This is a genomic window from Paraburkholderia sp. USG1 (assembly GCF_031570135.1).
Taxonomy (GTDB): Bacteria; Pseudomonadota; Gammaproteobacteria; order Burkholderiales; family Burkholderiaceae; genus Paraburkholderia; species Paraburkholderia dioscoreae.
In genome coordinates this window covers 62627-85170 of record NZ_JAMWXW010000004.1, presented here as the reverse complement: position 1 = coordinate 85170, position 22544 = coordinate 62627, and the positions used below count along the sequence as shown (strand labels likewise).

Sequence of the window (22544 nt, the reverse complement as noted above, 5' to 3'; positions counted from 1 at the left end):
TCATCCCCCCAGCGTGTGCAGCAAGGCGCCGGAGTCCGACACCGTGCCGAACACGCCGCCTTGCATCGTGATCATGTGCAGCGCGGCGTCGTGATTGCCTTTGTCGGTCGCGCCGCAACAGTCGGCGAGCACCGTGCATTCGAAACCGCGGTCGTTGGCTTCGCGCATGGTGGTGTGCACGCAGACATCGGTCGTGATGCCGGTCAGAATCAGATTCTCGATGCCGCGCGTGCGCAGGATCAGTTCCAGATCCGTCGCGCAGAACGAGCCTTTGCCCGGCTTGTCGATCACGATCTCGCCCGCGAGCGGCTTCAGTTCGTCGATGATCTCCCAGCCCGCCTCGCCGCGCACGAGGATCCTGCCGCACGGGCCGTCGTCGCCGATGCCCACGCCGTCGGTGCCGGCACGGCGGCTGCGCCAGCGCTTGTTGGCGGGCAGATCGGAGAGATCGGGCCGGTGGCCTTCACGCGTGTGGATGATCGTGAAGCCCTGCTCGCGCATGGCCTTCAGCACACGTTTGATCGGCTCGATCGGCGCGCGCGTGAGCGAGAGGTCGTAGCCCATCTTGTCGACATAGCCGCCGTGGCCGCAAAAATCCGTCTGCATGTCGATGATCACGAGCGCGGTGTTTTCCGGGCGCAGGTTGCCGTCGTAGGGCCACGGGTACGGTTTGGCTTCGATGAATCGGGTCATGGTCTGGGTATCCTGGGTTAGGTTCGTCAGGTTCGTCGGAGTCGGCAAGCTCCGCGAATGCGCGAGCACGTCAGCACGTCAGCGAGTCAGGCTCAGCTCGCCGGGCGCGCCCGCCAGCGTGCGATCCGGACGGCAATTGATGATCATGATCACGAGCGTCAACACATACGGCGCCGCGTTATAAAGGTAATAGCCGCTCGTCACGCCGATCGCCTGCAACGCCGGTCCGAGCGCGCCCGCCGCGCCGAACAGCAGCGCGGCCCACAAACAGCGCAACGGCTGCCAGCGCGCGAAGATCACCAGCGCGACCGCCATCAGCCCCTGGCCGCTGGAGAGTCCTTCATTCCAGCTACCGGGATAAACCAGTGACAGATACGCACCGCCCACGCCCGCGAACACGCCGCCCACCGCCGTCGCGGCAATCCGCACGCGGGTCAGCGGATAGCCCATCGCGCGCGCCGTTTCCGCGTGATCGCCGACGAGCCGCAGCACCATGCCCCAGCGCGTATTGCGCAAGCCCCATTGCAGAACGAAGGCGAGCACCACGCCGATCACGAACAGCAGGTTCAGATGCAGCGCGTTATGCAATTGCGGCGATGAACTCCACCCGCCGAGGTCGATGAACGGCAGCATCGGCGCCTGCGGTTCGATAAAGGGTTTGCCGAGATAGAACGCGAGTCCGGTGCCGAGCAGCATCAACGCGATGCCGAAAGCGATATCCGACACGCGCGGCAACGAGCACACCAGACCATGCAGGCAGCCGAGCAGCAAGCCGACCGCGCCGGCGGCCAGCACGCCGATCCACGGCGAGCCGCTCAGAAAGGCGCCCGCATAACCGCTCATCGCGCCGGACACGAGAATGCCTTCCAGTCCGAGATTGACGCGGCCGCCCTTCTCGGTCAAACACTCGCCGAGACTGACGAACAGATAAGGCGTGCTGACGCGAATCGCCCCGGCGAACAGCGACAACAACAGGATCACGACAGGCGAGTGCATATCAGGCATGGGTCTGCTCCAGTTGCACGGGGAGATCGGTCTGCGCGGCGGCCTGCAACTTCACGCGCCACGCGGCGATGTGGCCGCCGAGCGCTTCCCACGCAAGCAGGTTGGCGAACAGCAGGCCTTGCAGAACGAGCGTGGTGGCGTCGGGCAGATCGAGGCGGCGTTGCAGCAGACTGCCGCTCGCCTCGATGCCGCCGATCATCAGCGCGCACGCAATGATCGCGAGTGGATTCTGGCGCGCCGCGAACGCGACGAGAATGCCCGCGTAACCGTAGCCTGCGAGCAGCGACGCATTCGCGCTGCCCTGCACCGCCGCGACTTCGAACATGCCGCCGAGCCCGGCCGCCGCGCCGCCCAGCACGCAGGCTGTGAGCGCAAGCACATTGACCGGCAAGCCGACCAGACGCGCCGCGCGATTACTGCCGCCCACCACCCGCATCGCGAAGCCCTTGGTGCTGAACTTCACGAACACCCACGCCGCGACGCAGGCGACGACGCCCCAGAACAGGCCCCAATGCGTATCGAGTCCGGGGATCGAGCCGATCATCATTGCGTCGGGCACGGGCAGCGTCGACGGTTTGTTCAGGCTCGCGAGGTCGCGCAGCGGCCCTTCCACCAGATGCTTGAACACGGCGATCGCGATATATGACATCAACAGGCTGCTAATGGTCTCGTTGACGCCGCGCCACTGCCGCAACGCGCCGACCGCGCCGATCCAGACACCGCCCGCCAGCATGCCGGCGAGCGCCATCAACGGCGTGGCGATCAGCCAGGGTGTGCCGTGCGGCAGGATCTGCGGAACGATGGCGGCGCACATGCCGCCCAGTGCGAGCGCGCCCTCGCCGCCGATCACGATCAGCCCGACCTGCGCGGGCAACGCCACGCACAACGCGGTCAGCATCAACGGCGCCGCGCGCAGCAACGTGCTTTGCCACGCGAACGAGGAGCCGAACGCGCCCTGGAAAATCAGCACGATCGCGTCGAGCGCGGGCTGTCCCTGCACCAGCAGGAACAGCGAGAACAGCAGCAAGGTGCCGAGCACCGCCAGCACGGTCGGCAGCGCGGGCAGGAACGAGAGCATCACTCTCGCAACAGAGGCATTGGGGCGCATCACGGCTCCTCGATCGACGCCAACATCGTCACGCAAACACCGCCGTCATCAGATCTGGCCGACGACGCCCGCCACCAGATAGTTCATGCTTTCGAGCGTGTAGTCGGTCTGAGCGTGGCTCGCGCCCGAGGCGATCGCCATGCCGCCCTTGTTGTCCTTCATCGGGCCTTTGAAGATCACGAAGTTGCCGGCCACCATGCTGGTCTTGATCGAGTCGGCGTTCTGTTTCGCCGCGGCCGTGACTTTCGCACCGTACGGCGACATCTTCACGAAGCCCTCTTTCAAACCGCCGCGCAGCACGTTGGGCTGCGGCGTGCCGGCTTGCGCGCCCGTTACCAACTGCTTGTATGGCGTCGCCCAGTCCCACTCGGCGCCGGTCAGATAACCCTTGGGCGCGAGCGCGGCCTGGCTCGCGTGGTAGCCGCAGCTCATCGCGCCGCGTTTTTCCGCGGTCTCGACCACGACCTTCGGACCGTCGACGTGACAGGTCAGCACGTCGCAACCCTGATCGACGAGACTGTTGGTGGCTTCGGCTTCCTTCACCGGCATCGACCAGTCGCCCGTGAAAATCACCTGCGTGGTGATCGACGGATCGACCGACTGCGCGCCGAGCGTGAACGAATTGATATTGCGCAGCACCTGTGGAATCGGCTTGGCCGCGACGAAACCGAGCTTCCTGCTCTTCGTCATATGACCGGCCACCACGCCGTTCAGGTACTGGCATTCGTCGATATAGCCGAAATAGCTGGTGATGTTCGACGGGTTGCCCTGCTTCCACAAACCGCCGCAATGGGCGAAGCGCACCTTCGGATACTTCGCCGCCATCTTCAGCACGTGCGGATCGAAGTAGCCGAACGAAGTCGCAAAAATGAGCGTGGCGCCGTCCTGTTCGATCATCGCTTCCATCGTCTTCTGCACGGCGATGGTCTCGGGCACGTTCTCTTCTTCCACCACCTTCACGTCGGGCATCTTCTTGATCACCGCGGCGGCTTGCGCTTGCGCCTGGTTGTAGCCGTAGTCGCCGCGCGCGCCGACGTAGATCACGCCGACGGTGGTCTTCGGCGCGGCGAACACCGACTGGATAGGCAGAATATTGCCGAGCGTCAACAGACTGGCGCTCTTGATGAAATTGCGGCGGCTTGTCATGGTGTCCAATTCCTGATGGAGGGTTAAAGAGCGTTGGCCTGCGGGGTTGGCTGCGGGTTTGCCTTCAGGCTGGCGAGATACGCGAGCCAGCCGCCGAATGACGTGATATCGAGCGCGCCGCTGTCGTCGCTGACGGCCGACGGCTCGCAGATAAAGCCCTTCACACTGTGGCCGGAGGCGAGTTCCAACGTGCCGATGCCGAGCGGCGCGGGCACGTCGGCGACGAATTTGCCGAAGGTGCGCAGCGGCACTTCCCACAGTTCCACGGCAATCGGCCAGCCTTGCTGCAGCGTGGCGCGCACGAGGCCGGGTTTCGGCGGCTGGGTGTTGGCGAGCGCGTAGAGCTTGTAGCCGGGCGCGGTGTGTGCCGCTTCGACGAAACGCGCGCCGGCTTCCTGGAGTTGCCAGTTCAACGGCTGTCCGCGCAGATGCGCGCCGACCACCGCGAGGGTGACGGTCGGCTCCTGGAATGGCAGCGGCTGAATGAGTGCGGCGATTGATGCGGCTGCGGTGTTGGCGGCCTCGTTGGTGTTGGCAACGTCGTTGCTGTTGACGGCCTCGTTGGTGTTCGCTGCTTCGCTGGTATTGCCGGCACTCGCGGCCTCCGTCGCGCTCGCGAACAGCGCCTGAATCCGCGCGCCGAGTTCAGCGAGACGCCGGTCCGCGCCGCTCGGCGCGATCAGCGTCACGCCTGCGGGCAAGCCGTCGCTGCGCCGCTGACACGGCACCGCCAGCGCGCACAGGTCGAGCAGGTTGACGAAGTTGGTGTAGTAGCCGAGCTGGCTGTTCAGTTCGACTGGATTGGCCTTCACGTCCGCGATCAACGGATGCGTCGGCGTGGTGGGCACGATCAGAATGTCGATCGCTTCAAAGAGCGCTTCGGCGTGGCGCTTCAGATCGGCCAGCGCGTACTGGCCGTTGAAGGCATCGGCGGCGTTGAACTGCTCTGCTTTGCCGATCACTTTGGCCACGACCGGATCGATTGCTTCGTGATGGGTTTCGAAAAACGTGCCGAGCGCCGCACGGCGTTCGGCGACCCACGGGCCGTCGTAGAGCAGAGCCGAGACGGCTTTGAGCGGCTCGAAGTCGATTGATTGTGTGGTCAGATGCAGGTGCGTGGTGAGCGTGTCGAGTGCCGATGAAAACGCTTGGCTCGCTGCTGTGTCGCCGTAAAACTCCAGTTGCTCCGGCACGCCGATGCGGGGTGCCGCACGCAGCAGACCAAGTGCCGGCACCTTGCGCGAGTAACCGTCGAGCGAATCGAAGCAGGCGATTTCACTGAGCACACGCCATGCGTCGTCCACGTCGTGCGCGAAAACGGAGATCGTGTCGAGGCTTCGGCACGCGGGCACCACACCACGTTTGCTGACCAGTCCCAACGACGGCTTGAGTCCGACGAGCCCGTTGAATCCCGCAGGCACGCGGCCCGAACCGGCCGTGTCGGTACCGAGCGAAAACGCCACGCAACCTGCCGCCACCGCCACGGCCGAGCCTGAACTCGAACCACCCGAGACGTACGGCGGCGACCCGGCATGCCGCACGGCGCCATACGGCGAACGCGTGCCGACGAGGCCGGTGGCGAACTGGTCGAGATTGGTCTTGCCGATCAGAATCGCGCCGGCATCGACAAGCCGCTGCACGGCGAACGCCGACGCGTCCGGCGTATAGGCGAACGGCTCGCAAGCGGCCGTGGTCGGCAAGCCGGCGACGTCGATATTGTCCTTGACCGCGAACGGCACGCCGAACAGCGGCATCTGCTCGAATACGGCGCTGCCCTGCGCTTCGTATAGCGCTTCGAGCGCTTTTGCGCGGGCCTGCAGGTCGGCCACCGGCACGCGCAGAATCCAGACTTCGGGCCGGTCGATGGCGTCGATCTGCGCCAACGCCGCCGTCACGGCTTCAGTCGGCGTGAGGCTGCCCGCAGCATAGGCCGCGAGCAAGCCTTTGACCGTCATGGGTGAAGAAATAGGCACCTGTTTATCCTTGAGTGCAATCTTGAATACAAGTTTGGACTCAAATTAGCAGGAGCTATGCCAAGCGCTTATTTCACTGCGGGAAATCGCTTCAAACCCAAGCCAGGCGGAGCTTCACCCGTCCGGCCACAGTGCCCGGGACGCTCACGAAAACTCAGTTGACCGCACTGCCGTTGGTGCAGCCCTCACCAACTCGGGGCTCACGCGCCCTGGATTTGCGCTCGCGCCCGCTTCGGCAACGCAGGCTGCGACGCGCCGGCCATCACGAACGCGCGCACCATTTCATGCGCCTGGGCTTTGTGGTCTTCCTGCCACTGCGCGGCAAGCATGTCGGTATTGAAGATGCGCGACAGCGTATAAGCGTTCGACTTGTGGAACGAACACAGACTGACGAGCGCGACATACAGATGCAACGGGTCCATGTCCCGGCGCAACGAGCCGTCTTCCTCGCCGCGCGCGATCACCGTGCGCAGCAGCGTCAACACCGGCGACGACATTTCCGGAATCGCGCTCGAACGCTTCATCACGCGGGCACGGTTCAGATTTTCGAACGACAGCAGCTTCGCGAGCTCAGGATGCGCCGCAAAGTGTCCTTCGATGAAATCGTAGAGCTGCACGATGGCCGTGACCGGATCGATGCGGTCGATATCCAGTTTGAGTTTGAGCTCGGCTTCGCGCAGCCGCGCCAGCACGAATTCGAGCACTTCCAGATAGAGCGCTTCCTTGCCGCCGAAGTAGTGATAGATCATCCTGATATTGACCTTCGAGCGGCTCGCGATCGTCTCCACTCGCGCGCCGCTCAAGCCTTTGTCCGAGAACTCGGCGATCGCGATCCTGAAGATGCGCTGACGGGTCGCTGCCGCGAGCTTCTGACGCTGGGTCGTGGGTGCCGTTGAACCGGCGGCGGATACAGCGGAAGTCGATCGGGCTGAAGCACGTGTCATAAGAGTCGAAAGCCGGACAGCGGCGTGATTGCGTCAAGAGGATGCGTCGGAATGCGCGACTCCCGCATTGTAAGCGCGACCTCAGCGACGGAACGGCTGGGTGAGCGCGAGCGGCGCAGTTTGCCGGCCGATCAGCCCCGCCACCGCGATCAGCGCGAGCAGATAAGGCAGCATCACCAGCAGCGCGGTCGGCACGTGCACGCCGATCAGCGGCAACTGGAACTGCAACGCGCTCGCGGCGCCGAACAGCAGACAGGCGCCCACCGTGCGGCCAATCTTCCAGTTGCCGAAAATGATCGCGGCGATCGCCAGATAACCGGCGCCGCTCGTCATTCCTTCGGTGAAGGTGTGAATGTCGCCGATCGAAATGAAACAGCCCGCCGCGCCGGACATGACACCGGAAAACAGCACCGCGCCATAGCGCAGCCGCGTCACCGAAAGCCCCGACTGATCGACCGAACGAGGCGCCGCGCCGACCGCGTGCAGCGCGACACCGAGCGCGGTGCGCCGCATGACGAGCGAAGTGGCGAGCAGAATCGCAACGCCGAGATAGACGAGCCACACCTGATGAAACACCGGCTCGCCGATCACGGGAATCGCGCCGAGTCCCGGCGGCGACCAGCGCGCGAGTCCGGGAATCACCGCGCTCGAACGCTCGCCGAACAGCTCGCGGTACGCGAGCGTCGTCGCGCCGAGCGCAAGGATATTGATGCCGATGCCGGTCACGATCTGATTAGCGCGCAACGTCACGCTGAGAAACGCCTGCAGCAACGCGATCGGCAGCACGCCGAGCATGCCGATGGCAAGCCCGAGCGCCGCGTTGCCGGTCGCCCATGCGCCCGCCGCGCCGAGAAAGGCACCCGAGAGCATCATGCCCTCCACGCTCATGTTGAGCACGCCGGCACGCTCGCTGATCAGCTCGCCGGTCGATGCGAGCATCAACGGCGCCGCGAAGCGAATCGACGAGCCCACGAAAACCGCCGCGAATTCCGCGTTCATGAGCGAGCTCCCTTGGGTTCGAGCCACAACGAACCGCCCGCCAGCGCGACGATCACGATGCCCTGCGCCACCAGCACCAGCGCCGACGGCACCGATGCGACCATTTCCATATTGATGCCGCCCGAGCGCATGAAGCCGAACAGCAGCGCCGCCGCGCATACGCCGGTGATCGAACTGCGCGCGAGCAAGCCGACCACGAGGCCGTCGAAGCCGTAACCCGACGAGAAGCCCGCCTTCAGCGAATACTGTTCGCCTTGCAACATCAACGCGCCAGCGAGACCGCCGAGCGCGCCGGCCAGCGCCAATGCACCGACGATGGTCGAGGTGATCGGCATGCCGGCGCGGCGCGCGGCCAGCGCATTCAGGCCGACCGCGCGCAGATGCATGCCGAAGCGGCTATACGTCAGCACGAGCGCCACCGCGACACACAGCACGAGCGTGATGGGCAAGCCGATATGCAGCCCGGTCGAGATTGCGCTCGCGAGCAACGGCAGTTTGGTCGAATCGGGAATTTCCAGCGATTCGGGGAGCGTGGCGGCGTTGCTCATCGGCTGGCGCAGCAGCGCTTCCGACTGCACGCACCAGTAGAGAAACCACACGGCGATGAACGTGAGCAGCAGCGTGCTGATCACCTCGTTGGTGCCGGCGCGCACTTTCAGCCAGCCGGGCAGCGCGCCCCACGCGGCGCCCGCCAGCGCGGCCGCCAGCATCGGCACGATGAACGCGAGACCGAACGGCAGGTGCGCGACATGGCCGTACAGACTGACCGCGGTGGCGACGATGCCGCCCATCGCGATCTGCCCTTCGCCGCCGACGTTGGTCAACTGCGCGCGGTTAGCCAGCACGAAGCCGCTGCCGACCAGCGCGAACACGAGGCTGCGATTGATCGATGCGCCGATCGCGTAGGGTGAGCCCCACGCGCCGTCGGCGAACGCGGCCAATGCGTCGCCGAGCGGCACGTGGACGATCGCGATCAGCGCCAGCGCCGCCGCAATCGCGACGAGCGCAGCGCCGCCGAGCACCGCGGCGGTTCTCACGCGCCGCGAACCGCGCCACTCGGCGCGAGGAAAAGAACTCGATGAGGTCGTCGGAGTCATGCTGTCTGGCCTGCCATCCATGCGCCAATGCGCTCGCGTTGAAGATTGAGTTGCGACGCATCCGGCACACAGGTGCCCATGATGCGGCCGCGATACATGACGAGCACGCGATCGGCCACCGCCATCAGTTCGTCGAGCTCGGACGAGATGAGCAGCACGCCGACGCCTTCGTCGCGGGCAGCGCGAATGTGGTCGTAGACCGCGGCCACTGCGCCGACGTCGAGCCCGCGCGTAGGCTGCGCGGCGATCAGCACCGCGAGTCCGTCGAGCGTGAGTTCGCGCGCCAGTACCGCTTTCTGCTGATTGCCGCCCGAGAGGCCGCGAAACGCGACGTCGGGACTCGCGGCGCGCACGTCGAAGCGCTGCATCAGCGCGCGCGCATCCCGGCGCATCGCGCGGCGCTGCATGAATCCGTGCCGCGCGTAGTCGTCGAGCCGGTTGAGAAAGAGGTTCTCGGTCAGGCTCATGTCGGGCACGCAGCCGACCGCGTGCCGGTCTTCCGGCACCACGCCGACGCCGGCCTTCGTCAACGTCTGCGGCGCGGCCTGCGTACAGTCGGCGCCTTGCACGAAGAAACGCCCTGCACTCGCCTTCTGCATGCCGGCCAGCACCGCGCCGAGTTCGCTCTGGCCATTGCCTTCCACGCCCGCTATGCCGACGATCTCGCCGCGGTTGACTACCAGCGTGCAGTCTTCGAGACGCGTCACGCCGTCGGCGTCGCGCACGGTGAGGCCGTCGATCTGCAAGGCTTCGTCGGCGAGCGGACGGGCGTAGGGGGACGCGCTGCGGGTTGTTGAACGTGGCGTGGCGGTGGCAGTTGTAGTCGAAACCGCCTCCTGCTCCGCATTGCCCGGCCGCTGGATCATCGCTCTCACCAGCGCGTCGACATCGGCCGACGGCGTGCTCGAACGCGCCACCACGCGGCCGCTTTGCAGCACCGTCGCGCGGTTCGCGATACGGCGGATCTCGGCCAGCTTGTGTGTCACCAGCACGACCGCGCAGCCGCGCGCCACCACCCGCGCGCACGTATCGAGCAACGCATCGATCTCGGCCGGCAGCAGCACGGCGGTCGGCTCATCGAGCACCAGCAGACGCGGCTCGCGAATCAGGCATTTGACGATCTCGACGCGCTGCTTTTCGCCCACGGAGAGTTCGGCGACCCGCGCATCCGGATCGAGCGCGAGCCCGAGTTCCGCCACCAACGCGCGCACCCGCTGCGCCTCGCGCTTGCGATCGAGCCAGCCGCGCACCTGCCCGAGCAACAGGTTATCGAGCACGCTCACGTCTTCCACCAGGCTGAAGTGCTGATGCACCATCGCGATGCCGTGCGTCAGCGCATCGCGCGGACTATGCGGCTCATACGGCGCGCCGTCGAGCCACATCGAGCCCGCGTCGGGTTGATGCACGCCGAACATCACGTTGCACAGCGTGGATTTGCCGGCGCCATTTTCGCCCAGCAGGCAATGCACTTCGCCGGCGAAGAGTTCGAGCGAGACATCGCTCAGCGCCTGAAACGCGCCGAAGCGTTTGACGATGCCTTCCATGCGCAGCACCGCTGTTCGCGGCTTGCCATCAGTCATGGGCGCGTCGGCTTTGACGGCGGCAGCCGCGCCTGCAGAAGCGGAAGTCGCGTCCATGTCAGCCTTCGGAGACCTTGATCTTGCCGCTTTCGATGTCCTGTTCGATCTGCTTGATCTTCGTCGACATCTCCGGGGTCGGCTTGCACACCACCATGCCCGACGCCTTCGGTCCCATCGCCAGGCCAAACGCCTTGTAGCCCGGCTGCCAGGTGCCGGCGGCCATCTGGTCGATCGCGTATTGCACCTGATAGCCCACACCCGTAATCGAATACGCGATATACAACGGGTCCGTGCCGCAGCGGTCGGTATAGCTGCCGATCACGTGCGTGTGCTTTTCGTTGGCCGCCTGCTCCATGCCGCGCAAGCCGAGGTTGAGAATGTGATAGTGGATGTCCGCGCCTTGCGAGATCGCGGCGAGCGTCGCTTCCTTGGCCTTCGACACGTTGTCGAAGTCGCCGGTATAGCTCTCGAAGTATTTGATCTTCGGATTGATCGAGCGCGCGCCGTTGCCGAACTCCTTGCCGGCGTTGACGATCGACGGAATCTCCATGCCGCCCACGTAACTCACCGCGCCGTTCTTCGACAGCATCGCCGCGGCCGCGCCGGCAACATAGGCGATCTCCGCCTGCTTGACGTCATAGCCGGCCACGTTCGGCGGCATGTCCTGCCCCTTGTTGCCGCCCACGATCGCGAACTTCACGTTGGGAAAGCGCTTCGCGATCTTCAGCACCGAGGCCTGCGTTTGCCCGCCCACGCCGATCACCAACTGGTTCTTCGAAGCGAGGTTGGTCAACGCCTGTTCCATGTCGGCGTAGTTGATGTTCTCGATCATCTGCGTCTTCAGCTTCGGGCCGAGTTCCTTCTGCGCGGCAACCAGTCCGTCGTAGCCTGATTCCATCCAGCCTTTGTCCGACTTCGAACCGGGAATCAGCACGCCGACCCGCAGCGGATCGGCCGCTACCGCATGGATCGCACTGCTGGAGGCGGCGAGCGCGACGACACAGGTGGCGAGGGTTTTGAGCTTGATGATCGACATTCTGGCATTCCTCTTGCGTCTGGTTTGGGTAAGTAGGTTATTCATGAACGAAACCAATGCAACTTCGATGCCATGCGATGGTTTTCGCGGCATGCGGGCTTCGTTCAGGCCTGCGCGAAAGCGCGAACCGGAGACCATGCAAGCAATGCGCGACATGCTTCACCCCACATCTTTTTTATAGCAATCGACACCCGATGGAGAACCTTCGATGAAACAGCACGACGCATACGGCACAAGCGTTTCCGGCCAGTTGGGCCGCGACGGCCGGCCTCGCTGGGTAGCCGGCGAAACGCTCGTCGACATGTCGTTGCCGGCGCCCGAACCGGTCGTCGCGACGCTGCCGTGCGAGCCGCAAAATGTCCGCGTCGATCTGCGCAGCACGGCGATTATCGTGATCGACATGCAGAACGACTTCTGCACCAACGGCGGATGGGTTGCCCAGATTGGGGGCGATTTCTCGGTCGACCGCGCGCCGATTGCACCATTGCAGCGCCTCCTGCCGGCGCTGCGCAAAAGCGGCGTGCCGGTGATATGGGTGAACTGGGGCAACCGGCCCGACCTCGCCAACATGCCGCCGAACCAGTTGCATCTATATAAGCCGACGGGCACCGGAACCGGCCTGGGCGAACCGCTCGCGAGCAATGGCTCGCACGTGCTCGAAAAGGATTCGTGGGCTGCGGCAGTGGTCGATGAACTCGCGCCGCTGCCGGAAGATATCCGCGTGGACAAGTACCGGATCAGCGGGTTCTGGGACACGCCGCTCGACAGCATTCTGCGCAATCTCGGCATTCGCACGGTGATGTTCGCGGGCGTGAATACCGATCAGTGCGTGCTGCATTCGCTCACCGACGCCAATTTTCTCGGCTATGGCTGCGTGCTGGTGGAGGACTGCTGCGCGACGTCGTCGCCGGCCTTCTGCACGGAAGCGACCATCTGGAACGTGAAGAAGTGCTTCGGCTTCGTCACTGACTCGGCGCGAATCGTCGCTGCGCTGGCGGACGCCGCATGAACGCGTTCATCCCCGGCCCTCGCGTGCAGGTTGCCGCGACGGCGAGCGGGCCGCTGAACGGCCTGCGCTTCGCGGTGAAGGATCTGATCGACGTCGCCAGCGTGACGACCGGCGGCGGCAATCCCGGCTGGCTCGCGAGCCACGCGGCGGCTCGTGCTCATGCGCGCTGTGTGGATACGCTATTAGCGGCCGGCGCGGCGCTCGACGGCAAAACGATCACCGACGAACTCGCCTATAGCCTCGAAGGCGAGAACCATCATTACGGCACGCCGCTCAATCCGCGTTGGCCGCATGCGTTGCCGGGAGGATCGTCGAGCGGATCGGCGTCGGCGGTGGCGAACGGTGAGGTGGACTTTGCGTTGGGCACCGATACCGGCGGCTCGGTGCGCGTGCCCGCCGCGTTCTGCGGGCTGTTCGGCATGCGGCCGAGCCATGATGCGATTCCGCTCGACGGCGTGCTGCCGTTCGCGCCGTGCTTCGATACCGTCGGCTGGTTCGCGCGATCGATCGACGTGCTGGCTGCCGTGGGCGATGTGTTGTTGCCAGTCGCGCCGTCCGCTTCCACTGCTTACGCTTCGGGCCGCGCCGTACGTCTCACGCGCGTTGCCGAAGCCTTCGCGGCGCGCGAGCGCAACGAAGCCGACGACGCCGCGCGGCTCACGGCACTGGCCGAAAGGCTGGGCGCGCGGACATCGCTCGACGTGTTCGCCGGCAACCAGGCTCGCTGGCTCGCGTGCTATCAGGCTGTGCAAGACCTTGAAATCGACGCCTCGCTCGGCGCCTGGATCCGCTCGGCACAGCCGCGCTTCGGGCCAGGTATTGCGCCGCGTTTTGCACGACTGGACACGCTCGACAGGCAGCAGGCCGCGCAATGGCGCACGGTTCTGCACGAACTGCGCAGCGCGCTGAACACGCTGTTCGAAATCGATCGGACCGTGCTGGTAATGCCAACCACGCCCGTCGCGCTACTACCAAAAAACGCCAGCGGCGACACGATCGGCCGCTTCTACGAAGACTCGCTCACGATGAATTCGATCGCCGCGTTCGGCGGCCTGCCGCAAATCACACTCCCTTTCGCCGACGAACTCGACCGGCCGCTCGCGCTCTCGCTGATCGGCGCGCGTGGCAGCGATCGCGCGTTGCTGAGCCTCGCGCGCGATCTATACTCGCGACACGCTTCGGCGACCCCTCAGTAGCGGAGCCTCGATGCACAATCTGAAACCCGCCGGCACGCACGGCGGCATGGTCACCAGCCCGCACGCGTTGGCGAGCGAAGCGGGCCGCGACGTCCTGCGCGCGGGCGGCAATGCCATCGAAGCCGCCATCGCGATCGGCGCCGCGCTATGCGTGACGTACCCGCACTTCACGGGACTCGGCGGCGACGCCTTCTGGGTGATCGGCGACCGGCAAGGAATGCTGCGCACGGTGTCGGGCATCGGCCAGGCCGCGGCGCAATTGCCTGCGTTCGGCGACGCGATTCCGTTGCGCGGTGCGGCGTCGGCAATCACGACTGCGGCGACCGTCGATACCTGGCATCAGGCTTACGAAATCAGCCAGAACGCGTGGGGCGGCAAGCAGTCGTGGTCGTCGTTGTTCGACCGCGCGCTCGAACTCGCCGCCGACGGTTTTCCCGTGACGCCGTCGCAGCACTTCTGGCAAACCATGCGCGCCGACGAACTGCGCACGTTGCCCGGTTTCGCGGCAACCTTCGCGCCGCACGGCCGCATTCCCGCGATTGACGAGCGCTTCATGCAGCCGGCATTGGCCAAAAGCATCGACCGTATTGCGCGTTTCGGCGCGCGCGAGTTTTACGACGGCGAACTGGCCGAGCGAATCGCCTATGGTCTTCAGCAAGCGGGTTCGCCGCTCAGCTCTACCGACCTCGCCCGCACGCGCGCTCGTAACGAACCGCCATTGCGTGTCGCCTATCGCGGCGGCGAACTGGTGAGCCTGCAGCCGCCCACGCAAGGCGTGACGACCTTGCAGATCATGGGCACGCTGGAGCGCTTCGACCTTGCGTCGATTCCGGAAGGCAGCGCCGACTACTATCACCTGCTGGTGGAAGCGGTAAAGCGCGCGTTCGTGGAGCGTGACCGCTTCGTCTGCGATCCGGAGTTCAACAGCGTGCCTGTGAATGACATGCTGTCACCTGCCACGCTCGACGCCCATGCGCGTTCCATCGACCTGCACGAAGCGCGTGCATGGCCGCACGTGTTCCGGCCGGGCGATACGGTGTTCGTCGGCGCAACGGATCGTGAAGGCCGCAGCGTGAGCGTGCTGCAAACGGTGTACTTCGATTGGGGCAGCGGCGTGGTGGCGGGCGAGACCGGCATTCTGTGGCACAACCGCGGCGCGTCGTTCAGCACGAACCCCGCGCATCATAACGCCGTGCAGCCCTGCAAGCGGCCTTTCCATACGCTGAACCCCGGCATGTATGTGAAGGACGGCCGCCCGCAACTGCTGTTCGGCACGCAAGGCGCGGACGGTCAGCCGCAAACGCTGGCCGCGATTCTCACGCGGCTGATCGACTACGGCATGGATCCGTTGAGTGCCCTCGCCCGCCCGCGTTTTCTGCTCGGCAAGACCTTCTCCGACACGCGCGATGCGTTGAAGCTCGAAGCGGACGCCGGCGCCGACGTGTTCGCGGCACTCGCCGCGCGCGGCCATGAAGTGAGCGCGATTGCGGCGCAGAGTCCGTTGGCGGGACATCCCGGCGTGATTCGCATCGAGCCGGACGGGTCGGCTTCGGGCGCGCATGATCCGCGCAGCGATGGGCGTGCGCTGGCGGTTTGATGGGCGGTTATGCCGGGTTATGCGAGCCGGCACGTCATCCAAGCGTAAACCGGTCCCGCGTGGTTATATAGTCGCTCGCGCCGAAGCGCCCCACCGGAAAATAATGTTGCAAGCGCACGCGCCACGTTTCCGTATCGATCAGCTCGTCGCGCGCGTGCAACCGATGCACACGTCCAATGAAAATCTGCCGGCTCGTCGTTTCCAGCGTCTCCCATGTCGTGCACTCGAACGCGACCGGCGCTTCGGCAATGCGCGGCGGCGCAACGTGCGAGCTCGGCACGGGCGTCAAGCCGACTTCGGCGAGTTCGCTCACGTTCGGCGGCAGCCGTTCTCCACAGCGATGCATTTTGTCCGCGATAGCTTCGTCGGCGAGATGCACCACGAACTCGCCGGTGCGCACGATATTCACCGCGGTGTCCTTGAGCGTGCCGTCGGCCACGCGGTTGACGCTGATCATCACGATCGGCGGTTCCTCGCCGAGCATGTTGAACATCGAGAACGGCGCGGCGTTGATCGTGCCGTCGGCGCCGAGCGTGGTGACGAGCGCGATAGGACGCGGCACGATCAGGCTCGCCATCAGCTTGTAGCGCTGGTATTCCGTGATTGCTGCGAAATCGATTTCCATGTCGGCTGCCTAGTTGGAAGTGGCGGATACGGTGATGCCGAGCAATTGGCCGAGGCTCTTTTCGCCGCGCATTCGCGAGGTTTCGATCCGTTCTTCGAGGTCGCGCAGATGCGCTTCCATATGCGCCATCGCGCCGGCCGCGTCGCGCGCCTCGATGCAATCGACAATCGCCGCATGCTCCGCGTGTTCGCACGGTGCATGCCCCGGCGGTTCATACACGCCCACGATCAGCGAGCAGCGCGAGACCAGTTCCTTCAGATAGTTTTGCAGGATCGAGTTACCCGCCAGCGCGGCGATGCGCATGTGAAAGCCGCTGGCGAGCGTCGCCCACGAAGGCTGGTCGAAGCGGTGCATCGCGTCATGTTCGCTCGCGAGTTGCTGACGCAACGCCTTGATATCCCCGGCATTCGCGCGCTGCACCGCCAACTCGACCAGCATCCGCTCGACGGAGCGGCGCGCTTCGAAGATCTCGCGCGTTTCCTCGGGCGTGGGTTCGGCGATCGCCGCACCCTTGTTAGGCCGCAATACGACAATGCCGTCATACGCGAGCTTTTCCAGCACGCGCCGCACCACCGCGCGGCCCACGCCGAACAGTTGGCACAACTCGGGCTCCGGCAGCTTCGTGCCCGGCGTCAGACGATGGTTCAGCACGCCGTCGAAAATCGACTGATAGATGCGCGCGTCGAGATCCGCATCGTCTTTGCGGGCTTTTTTTGCGGTAGCCGCGCCGGCTTTCGCGTTCATGCAACGGGCGGGCGCACGATGCCGTCCCGCTCCAGTTTGTCCATATGGTCCGCGATAGCGCCCGGCGTGGTGATCCACACGTCGCCCCGGGCGCGTGCCGCGGCGATATGCTGAAGCGCACGGCGCAAATGCCGTAAGCGATAAGGCTGCCCCACCAGATACGGATGCAACGCAATGCCCATGACGAGCGCCTGAGGCTGCGTGCCGCGATTGGCCTGTTCGAGCATCTCGTCGAACTGGTCGACGATCATATCGGCGAAGGCCCGGCCATCCATATGGCGGCCCACCATCATCGGCAGATCGTTGAGTTCCTGCGGATATGGTATCGACCACAGCGGCGCGCCGCGCGTAGCCATCCGCACGGGACGGTCGTCGTGACACCAGTTCAGCGTGTAGCGATAGCCGGTCTCGGCGAGCAGATCCGGCGTCAGATGGGACTCCGAAATCCACGGCGAAAGCCAGCCGTGCGGTATCGTGCCCGACACTTCGACGATCCGCTCGCGGCAATGCAGAAGCAACTCGCGTTCGCCGCTTTCGTCCAGATCGCTTTGCCGGTGCGCATTCGTGTGGCCGTGACCGATCAGTTCATCGCCGCGCGCCACACAGGCCTCGATCAGTTCGGGACAATGATCGTAGAGCGCGGTGTTGATCAGCGCGCCGGCCGGCAGATCGAGTTGATCGAACAGTTCGATGCAGCGCCACGCGCCGACCCGATTGCCATACTCCCGCCAGCTGTGGTTGAGTACATCCGGTTGCGGCGAGATCGGGCCGAGCGCCGCGCCCAGCCCTTCGCCGAAAGCAAAGTGTTCGATGTTGAAGCCCAGATAGACCGCGAGCCCGGTATCGCCCGGCCAGCGGAATGCGTCGCTGTCGGTGATCGGCCGGTACGCAAAGCGGCCGTGCGTGGCGAGCAACTGGCGCGCGCGGTTCGCTGCTGCGGGCATGTTCAGTGTGTCGTTCATTTGAAGAAGCCATGGGTGATGAAACGCGACGGGTTGCGTCACAGATGAACCGGATTGGCCGGATCATGCCCCGAGACGGACCGAAGACGCACCGTGATCGCGCAAGAAGAAACGCCTGAATCGCTAACGATCGATGCTGCGGATCGTTTGCAAAATATGAGCCAACTCGTAGACGTTAAGCACAACGGTATGTCGGCAATCGGCGCACCGTTCGATGCAACGGATGGCACATGTCTTGCATTTGCCTGGTTTCGTTCGGGCGCAGCGTCAGCTTTCGCGCGCCGCGCTCTTCGCCGTTCACGAGGACACCTCCTGATGATTCAGCCTGTTTCAACGGTGCTCGAAACCAAAGCCGCCGATATCGAACTGGTGCACGTGTCGAAGCAATACGGCGACTCGCTTGCCGTCGACGCAATCGATCTGCGCATTGCCGGCGGCCAGTACTGCTGTCTGCTCGGGCCGTCGGGATGCGGCAAGACCTCGACCTTGCGCATGATCGCCGGGCATGAATCCGTCACCGAAGGCGACATTCTGATCGCCGGCCGCAACGTCACGCGCGCGGAGCCGGCCGCGCGCGGCACGGCTATGGTGTTCCAGAACTATGCGCTGTTCCCGCATCTGAGCGCGCTCGACAACGTCGCGTTCAGCCTGAAGATGCGCGGCATCGCCAAAGATGTGCGGCGCAAACGCGCCGCCGAGTTGCTGGAACTGGTCGCCATGTCGGCGTATGCCGAACGCAAACCGGCGCAGCTTTCCGGCGGCCAGCAGCAACGTGTCGCGCTCGCGCGCGCATTGCTGAATCAGCCGGGCTGCCTGTTGCTCGACGAACCGCTGTCCGCGCTCGACCCGTTCCTGCGCGTGCAGATGCGCGCCGAACTCAAGCGCTGGCAGAAGGAACTCGGCATTACCTTCGTGCACGTCACGCATTCGCAGGAAGAAGCAATGGCGCTGGCCGATCTCGTCGTGGTGATGAGCCACGGCCGCATCGAACAGAGCGGCACGCCGCACGAGGTCTTCAACCGTCCGCGCACCGAGTTCGTGGCGCGCTTTCTCGGCGGTCATAACGTCTTCAAAACCAATGGCCGTTTGTTTACCGTGCGCGCCGATCATCTGCGCATCGTGCCGCATGGCATCACGCCGGTGCAGAACGCCGGCGGCGACAACGGCATGACGCGCATCGGCGGCGTGCCTTGCACAGTGCGCGAAGCCGAATACCAGGGCACCCATCTGCGCATGACGCTCGATCCGCTCGACGGGTCGCCTGAGTTGATCTCGCTCGTGAGCGACGGCGATTACGACCCCGCACGGCTCGGCCCCGAAGCTCGCGTGGTGGTCTGGTGGAACGAACAGGACGCGCATCCGCTCGCGGCCTGAGTAGTGGTGAAGTTTTGTGCATTGAAGCGGTATGACATCGCCGCGCACGAGACTTCCAGCAAGCAAAAACCGAACGTCAATCGAACGTCAACTGAGGAGAAAGCAATGAGTGAAGCGAACGAGAGCCCGGCACCGGCCGCAACGGATGGGAAGGAAACAGGCCTGTCGCGCCGCACGTTCATCAAGGGCGCGGTCGCGGCAGCCGGTATTGCCGGTTTTCCGTACGTGCACGCGCAGGAAAAAATCACGTTGCGCTACCTCGGCACGGCGGTCAATCAGAGCGCCGACATCGCGAAGAAATTCAAGGAAGACACCGGCATCGAGATTCAATACGTGCCGGTGACGACCGATGACGTCGCCAAACGCATCATCACGCAGCCCAACTCGTTCGACATTGTCGACACCGAATACTTCGCGCTCAAGAAGCTGATTCCGGCCGGCACGCTGGCAGGCATGGACGTGAAGCGCATCAAGCTCGCCGACAAGATCACGCCGGTGCTCACGCGCGGCGAAGTCAACGGCAAGAAGATCGGCGATCAAGGCACCGCGCCGAAGAAAGTGATGTTCCTCACCGGCCCGCGCTCCACGCAATTCTCCGCCACGCCCACCGAGTGGATGACGCTGATTCCCACCACCTACAACGCGGATACGCTCGGCATCCGGCCCGACCTGATCAAGCGGCCCATCGACAGTTGGGCGGAACTCCTCAATCCGCAGTTCAAGGGCAAGGCGGCGCTGCTGAACATTCCCGCGATCGGCATCATGGATTCGGCGATGGCGATCGAGGCGATGGGCCACGTGAAATACGGCGACAAGGGCAACATGACCAAGGCCGAGATCGATCAGACCATCAAGATCCTGATCGAAGCGAAACGCGCCGGCCAGTTCCGCGCGTTCTGGAAGGACTTCAACGAAAGCGTGAACCTGATGGCCTCGGGCGAAGTGGTGATCCAGTCCATGTGGTCGCCCGCCGTCACGAAAGTCCGCACGATGGGGATCGCCTGCAAATTCCAGCCGCTCAAGGAAGGCTATCGTTCGTGGGCATCGGGCTTCGGTTTCCCGCGTTCGCTGCAAGGCAAGAAGCTCGACGCGGCGTATGAGTTCGTCAACTGGTTCCAGGACGGCTGGGCGGGCGCATATCTGATGCGTCAGGGCTATTACTCGGGCGTGCTCGAAACCGCGAAGACGCACATGCAGCCCTACGAGTGGGACTACTGGATCGAAGGCAAGCCGGCCGCGCAGGACATCAAGGCGCCGGACGGCCAGTTGCTCGAAAAAGCCGGCACCGTGCGCGACGGCGGCTCGTACAACCAGCGCATGGGCGCGATTGCCTGCTGGAACGCGGTGATGGACGAGAACATCTACATGGTCCAGAAGTGGAACGAGTTCATCGCGGCCTGATGGACACCGTGGTCAATACCGCAGTCGAGGCCGCGGTTCGACGTGACAGCCGGCGCCCAGAGCGCCGGCTGTCACCGCCTGTCTGAACGCAAAGTCATTCCTTAGAAATCCGCCTATGGCAACGATCGACCTTCCCTCGCACGCGCAGGACGAGCCCGTCAAACACCGCCGCGCGCCGGCATGGTTGCAGGCGACGCCGCTCTCGCTGACCTTCCTGCTGTTTTTCATCGTGCCGCTGGTCATTACGCTGATCGTCAGTTTCTGGGACTTCAACGAATACCAGATCATCCCCGCGTTCACGCTGAAGAACTACGCGGCGATCTTCGACGGCTGTTCGTCGATGACGGACATCTGCGTCACCTTCAAGACCTACTGGTCGACGCTCAAATTCTGCGCGATCGTGTGGGCGGTGACCTTGCTGCTGGGTTTTTCGATCGCCTACTTCCTCGCGTTCCATGTGCGCACCACGAGCATGCAGACCGTGCTGTTCCTCGTCTGCACGATTCCGTTCTGGACTTCGAACGTGATCCGCATGATTTCGTGGATGCCGCTGCTCGGCCGCAACGGTCTCGTCAATCAGGCGCTGCTCGGCGCGCATCTGATCGACCAGCCGCTGGAATGGCTGCTGTATTCGAACTTTTCGGTGGTGCTCGCCTTCGTTCACCTCTACACGTTCTTCATGATCGTGCCGATCTTCAACGCGATGATGCGCATCGACCGGTCGCTGCTCGAAGCCGCGCGCGACGCCGGCGCGAGCGGCTGGCAGGTGGTGCGCGACGTGGTGCTGCCGCTGTCGAAAACCGGCATCGTGATCGGCTCGATCTTCGTCATCACGATCGTGATGGGCGACTTCCTGACGGTCGGCGTGATGGGCGGCCAACAGATCGCGTCGGTGGGCAAGATCATTCAGGTGCAAACCGGCTACCTGCAATTTCCCGCCGCAGCGGCCAACGCGATCATTCTGCTCGCCGTGGTGCTGATGATCGTGTGGGGTTTGACGCGGGTTGTGGACATTCGCAAGGAACTGTGAAGATGCAGGCCATTCGCCTCAAACATCGCGAGCATCGCCCGGCGAGTTTCTACTGGCTCGCGCTGCTGTTCGGCCTGTTCGTGCTGTTTCTGTACGGACCGGTGATCACCATTTTCATTCTGTCGTTTCAGGGCCCCGAAGGCGGCCTCACGTTTCCCATGCGCGGTGTGTCGCTGCACTGGTTCTCGGTACTGCGCGACGGGGTGGGCGACGTCGATATCTGGGCCGCGTTCGGCCGCTCCGTGCGGCTCGCCGTGGCCGTTACGGTGCTTACGGTGCTCTTTTCCGTCGCGGCGGGCCTCGCGTTTCGCAGAAAGTTTCGCGGCGATACGGCGGTGTTCTACGTCTCCGTTGCGAGTCTGATCATGCCGTCCATTATCGTTTCGCTCGGCATCGGCCTGACGTTCCGCCTGCTGGATAACGGTGTGAAGTACCTTGCCTCGGCGTGGGGCCATCAGTCTTTCGCCGATACCTATACCACCTCGATGGGTCTCTTCACGTCCGCGCTCGGCGCGCATCTCACATGGACACTGCCGTTCGGTTTGCTGGTCATGTTCGCGGTGTTCAACCGCTTCAACCCGGCTTACGAAGAAGCGTCGCGCGATCTGGGCGCAACGCCGTGGCAGAGCTTCCGGTATGTGGTGCTGCCGATCATCGGTCCTTCGGTGGTGGGCGTCGCCATGTTCGGCTTCACGCTCTCATGGGACGAGATTGCCCGCACCTCGCAGGCAATCGGCGACCAGAACACGCTGCCGCTCGAGCTTCAGGGACTCACCACGTCGGTGACGACGCCGGTGATTTACGCACTCGGCACCATGACGACGGTGTTGTCGCTAACGGTGATGGGCCTATGTCTGCTCGCCGTGCGATGGCTGGCGCGCAGGCGCGCGGTGGCGGGATTGAAGTAGGCCTTCTGCCGCGCCGCGGCGGTCGCGGCGCTTTCCGGCAGGCATTTCACTCCTGCTGCTAAGAATCGGCCAAATACTTCGTTGCTCGACCCGTTCCCGTCCCTTACCGTTCTCTGA

20 protein-coding genes are annotated in these 22544 nt (G+C 64.4%); 7 read left to right on the top strand and 13 right to left on the bottom strand.

The window, feature by feature from the left end; translation table 11 throughout:
- The 10 genes from NE850_RS06835 to NE850_RS06790 all read right to left on the bottom strand — a co-directional run bounded on the left by NE850_RS06835 (position 1) and on the right by NE850_RS06790 (position 11581).
- On the bottom strand, positions 1-693 hold the full coding sequence (locus tag NE850_RS06835) for a cysteine hydrolase family protein (protein WP_007177325.1): 693 nt from the start codon (positions 691-693) through the stop codon (positions 1-3).
- Between the two features lie 78 nt (positions 694-771).
- Positions 772-1698, bottom strand: coding sequence for an ABC transporter permease (locus tag NE850_RS06830; RefSeq protein WP_007177326.1), 927 nt, complete (start codon positions 1696-1698; stop codon positions 772-774).
- Positions 1691-2806, bottom strand: a complete 1116-nt coding sequence (locus NE850_RS06825; protein WP_310698557.1) for an ABC transporter permease — start codon at positions 2804-2806, stop codon at positions 1691-1693. The genes NE850_RS06830 and NE850_RS06825 overlap by 8 nt, the downstream gene beginning before the upstream one ends.
- A gap of 48 nt (positions 2807-2854) precedes the next feature.
- On the bottom strand, positions 2855-3952 hold the full coding sequence (locus NE850_RS06820; RefSeq protein ID WP_007177328.1) for a BMP family ABC transporter substrate-binding protein: 1098 nt from the start codon (positions 3950-3952) through the stop codon (positions 2855-2857).
- Positions 3953-3975: 23 nt separating this feature from the next.
- Positions 3976-5907 carry an allophanate hydrolase gene (gene atzF, locus NE850_RS06815; RefSeq protein ID WP_310698626.1) on the bottom strand — a complete coding sequence of 644 codons (1932 nt, stop codon included), beginning with the start codon at positions 5905-5907 and terminating at the stop codon, positions 3976-3978.
- A 218-nt stretch (positions 5908-6125) separates the two neighbouring features.
- Complete coding sequence (locus tag NE850_RS06810; RefSeq protein ID WP_007177330.1) at positions 6126-6869, bottom strand: TetR/AcrR family transcriptional regulator; 744 nt, start codon at positions 6867-6869, stop codon at positions 6126-6128.
- Positions 6870-6950: 81 nt separating this feature from the next.
- Positions 6951-7868 carry an ABC transporter permease gene (locus tag NE850_RS06805; protein WP_007177331.1) on the bottom strand — a complete coding sequence of 306 codons (918 nt, stop codon included), beginning with the start codon at positions 7866-7868 and terminating at the stop codon, positions 6951-6953.
- Positions 7865-8965 carry an ABC transporter permease gene (locus tag NE850_RS06800; RefSeq protein WP_007177332.1) on the bottom strand — a complete coding sequence of 367 codons (1101 nt, stop codon included), beginning with the start codon at positions 8963-8965 and terminating at the stop codon, positions 7865-7867. Before NE850_RS06800 ends, NE850_RS06805 begins: the two co-directional genes overlap by 4 nt.
- Complete coding sequence (locus NE850_RS06795; RefSeq protein ID WP_232064348.1) at positions 8962-10602, bottom strand: ABC transporter ATP-binding protein; 1641 nt, start codon at positions 10600-10602, stop codon at positions 8962-8964. Before NE850_RS06795 ends, NE850_RS06800 begins: the two co-directional genes overlap by 4 nt.
- 1 nt (position 10603) lies before the next feature.
- A complete protein-coding gene (locus tag NE850_RS06790) occupies positions 10604-11581 on the bottom strand; it encodes a BMP family protein (RefSeq protein ID WP_007177334.1) in 978 nt (325 codons plus the stop codon).
- A gap of 208 nt (positions 11582-11789) precedes the next feature.
- On the opposite strand from NE850_RS06790, the gene NE850_RS06785 reads away from it, so the two are divergent.
- The 3 genes from NE850_RS06785 to NE850_RS06775 are packed head-to-tail and all read left to right on the top strand — an operon-like array spanning position 11790 to position 15383.
- Complete coding sequence (locus NE850_RS06785; RefSeq protein ID WP_007177335.1) at positions 11790-12590, top strand: cysteine hydrolase; 801 nt, start codon at positions 11790-11792, stop codon at positions 12588-12590.
- Positions 12587-13786 carry an amidase gene (locus NE850_RS06780; protein WP_007177336.1) on the top strand — a complete coding sequence of 400 codons (1200 nt, stop codon included), beginning with the start codon at positions 12587-12589 and terminating at the stop codon, positions 13784-13786. The genes NE850_RS06785 and NE850_RS06780 overlap by 4 nt, the downstream gene beginning before the upstream one ends.
- Positions 13787-13796: 10 nt before the next feature.
- Positions 13797-15383 carry a gamma-glutamyltransferase family protein gene (locus NE850_RS06775; protein ID WP_007177337.1) on the top strand — a complete coding sequence of 529 codons (1587 nt, stop codon included), beginning with the start codon at positions 13797-13799 and terminating at the stop codon, positions 15381-15383.
- A 34-nt stretch (positions 15384-15417) separates the two neighbouring features.
- Here NE850_RS06775 and NE850_RS06770 read toward each other — a convergent pair whose 3' ends face one another.
- From NE850_RS06770 to NE850_RS06760, 3 genes are read right to left on the bottom strand one after another with little or no spacing between them, the layout of a single operon-like run.
- Positions 15418-16008, bottom strand: coding sequence for a flavin reductase family protein (locus NE850_RS06770; protein ID WP_007177338.1), 591 nt, complete (start codon positions 16006-16008; stop codon positions 15418-15420).
- Positions 16009-16017: 9 nt separating this feature from the next.
- A complete protein-coding gene (locus NE850_RS06765) occupies positions 16018-16752 on the bottom strand; it encodes a GntR family transcriptional regulator (RefSeq protein ID WP_310698556.1) in 735 nt (244 codons plus the stop codon).
- The gene (locus tag NE850_RS06760; RefSeq protein WP_007177340.1) at positions 16749-17714 is read right to left on the bottom strand and encodes a polysaccharide deacetylase family protein; all 966 of its coding nucleotides are present in this window, start codon (positions 17712-17714) and stop codon (positions 16749-16751) included. The genes NE850_RS06765 and NE850_RS06760 overlap by 4 nt, the downstream gene beginning before the upstream one ends.
- 315 nt (positions 17715-18029) lie before the next feature.
- Here NE850_RS06760 and NE850_RS06755 point away from each other — a divergent pair, with 315 nt between their 5' ends.
- From NE850_RS06755 to NE850_RS06740, 4 genes are all read left to right on the top strand, one after another.
- The gene (locus NE850_RS06755; RefSeq protein ID WP_007177341.1) at positions 18030-19088 is read left to right on the top strand and encodes an ABC transporter ATP-binding protein; all 1059 of its coding nucleotides are present in this window, start codon (positions 18030-18032) and stop codon (positions 19086-19088) included.
- A gap of 105 nt (positions 19089-19193) precedes the next feature.
- Entirely contained in the window at positions 19194-20489 is a 1296-nt protein-coding gene (locus NE850_RS06750; protein WP_007177342.1) for a PotD/PotF family extracellular solute-binding protein, read from the top strand.
- A gap of 115 nt (positions 20490-20604) precedes the next feature.
- A complete protein-coding gene (locus NE850_RS06745) occupies positions 20605-21519 on the top strand; it encodes an ABC transporter permease (RefSeq protein WP_007177343.1) in 915 nt (304 codons plus the stop codon).
- A gap of 2 nt (positions 21520-21521) precedes the next feature.
- Entirely contained in the window at positions 21522-22427 is a 906-nt protein-coding gene (locus NE850_RS06740) for an ABC transporter permease (RefSeq protein WP_007177344.1), read from the top strand.
- The last annotated feature ends 117 nt before the right edge of the window (positions 22428-22544 follow it).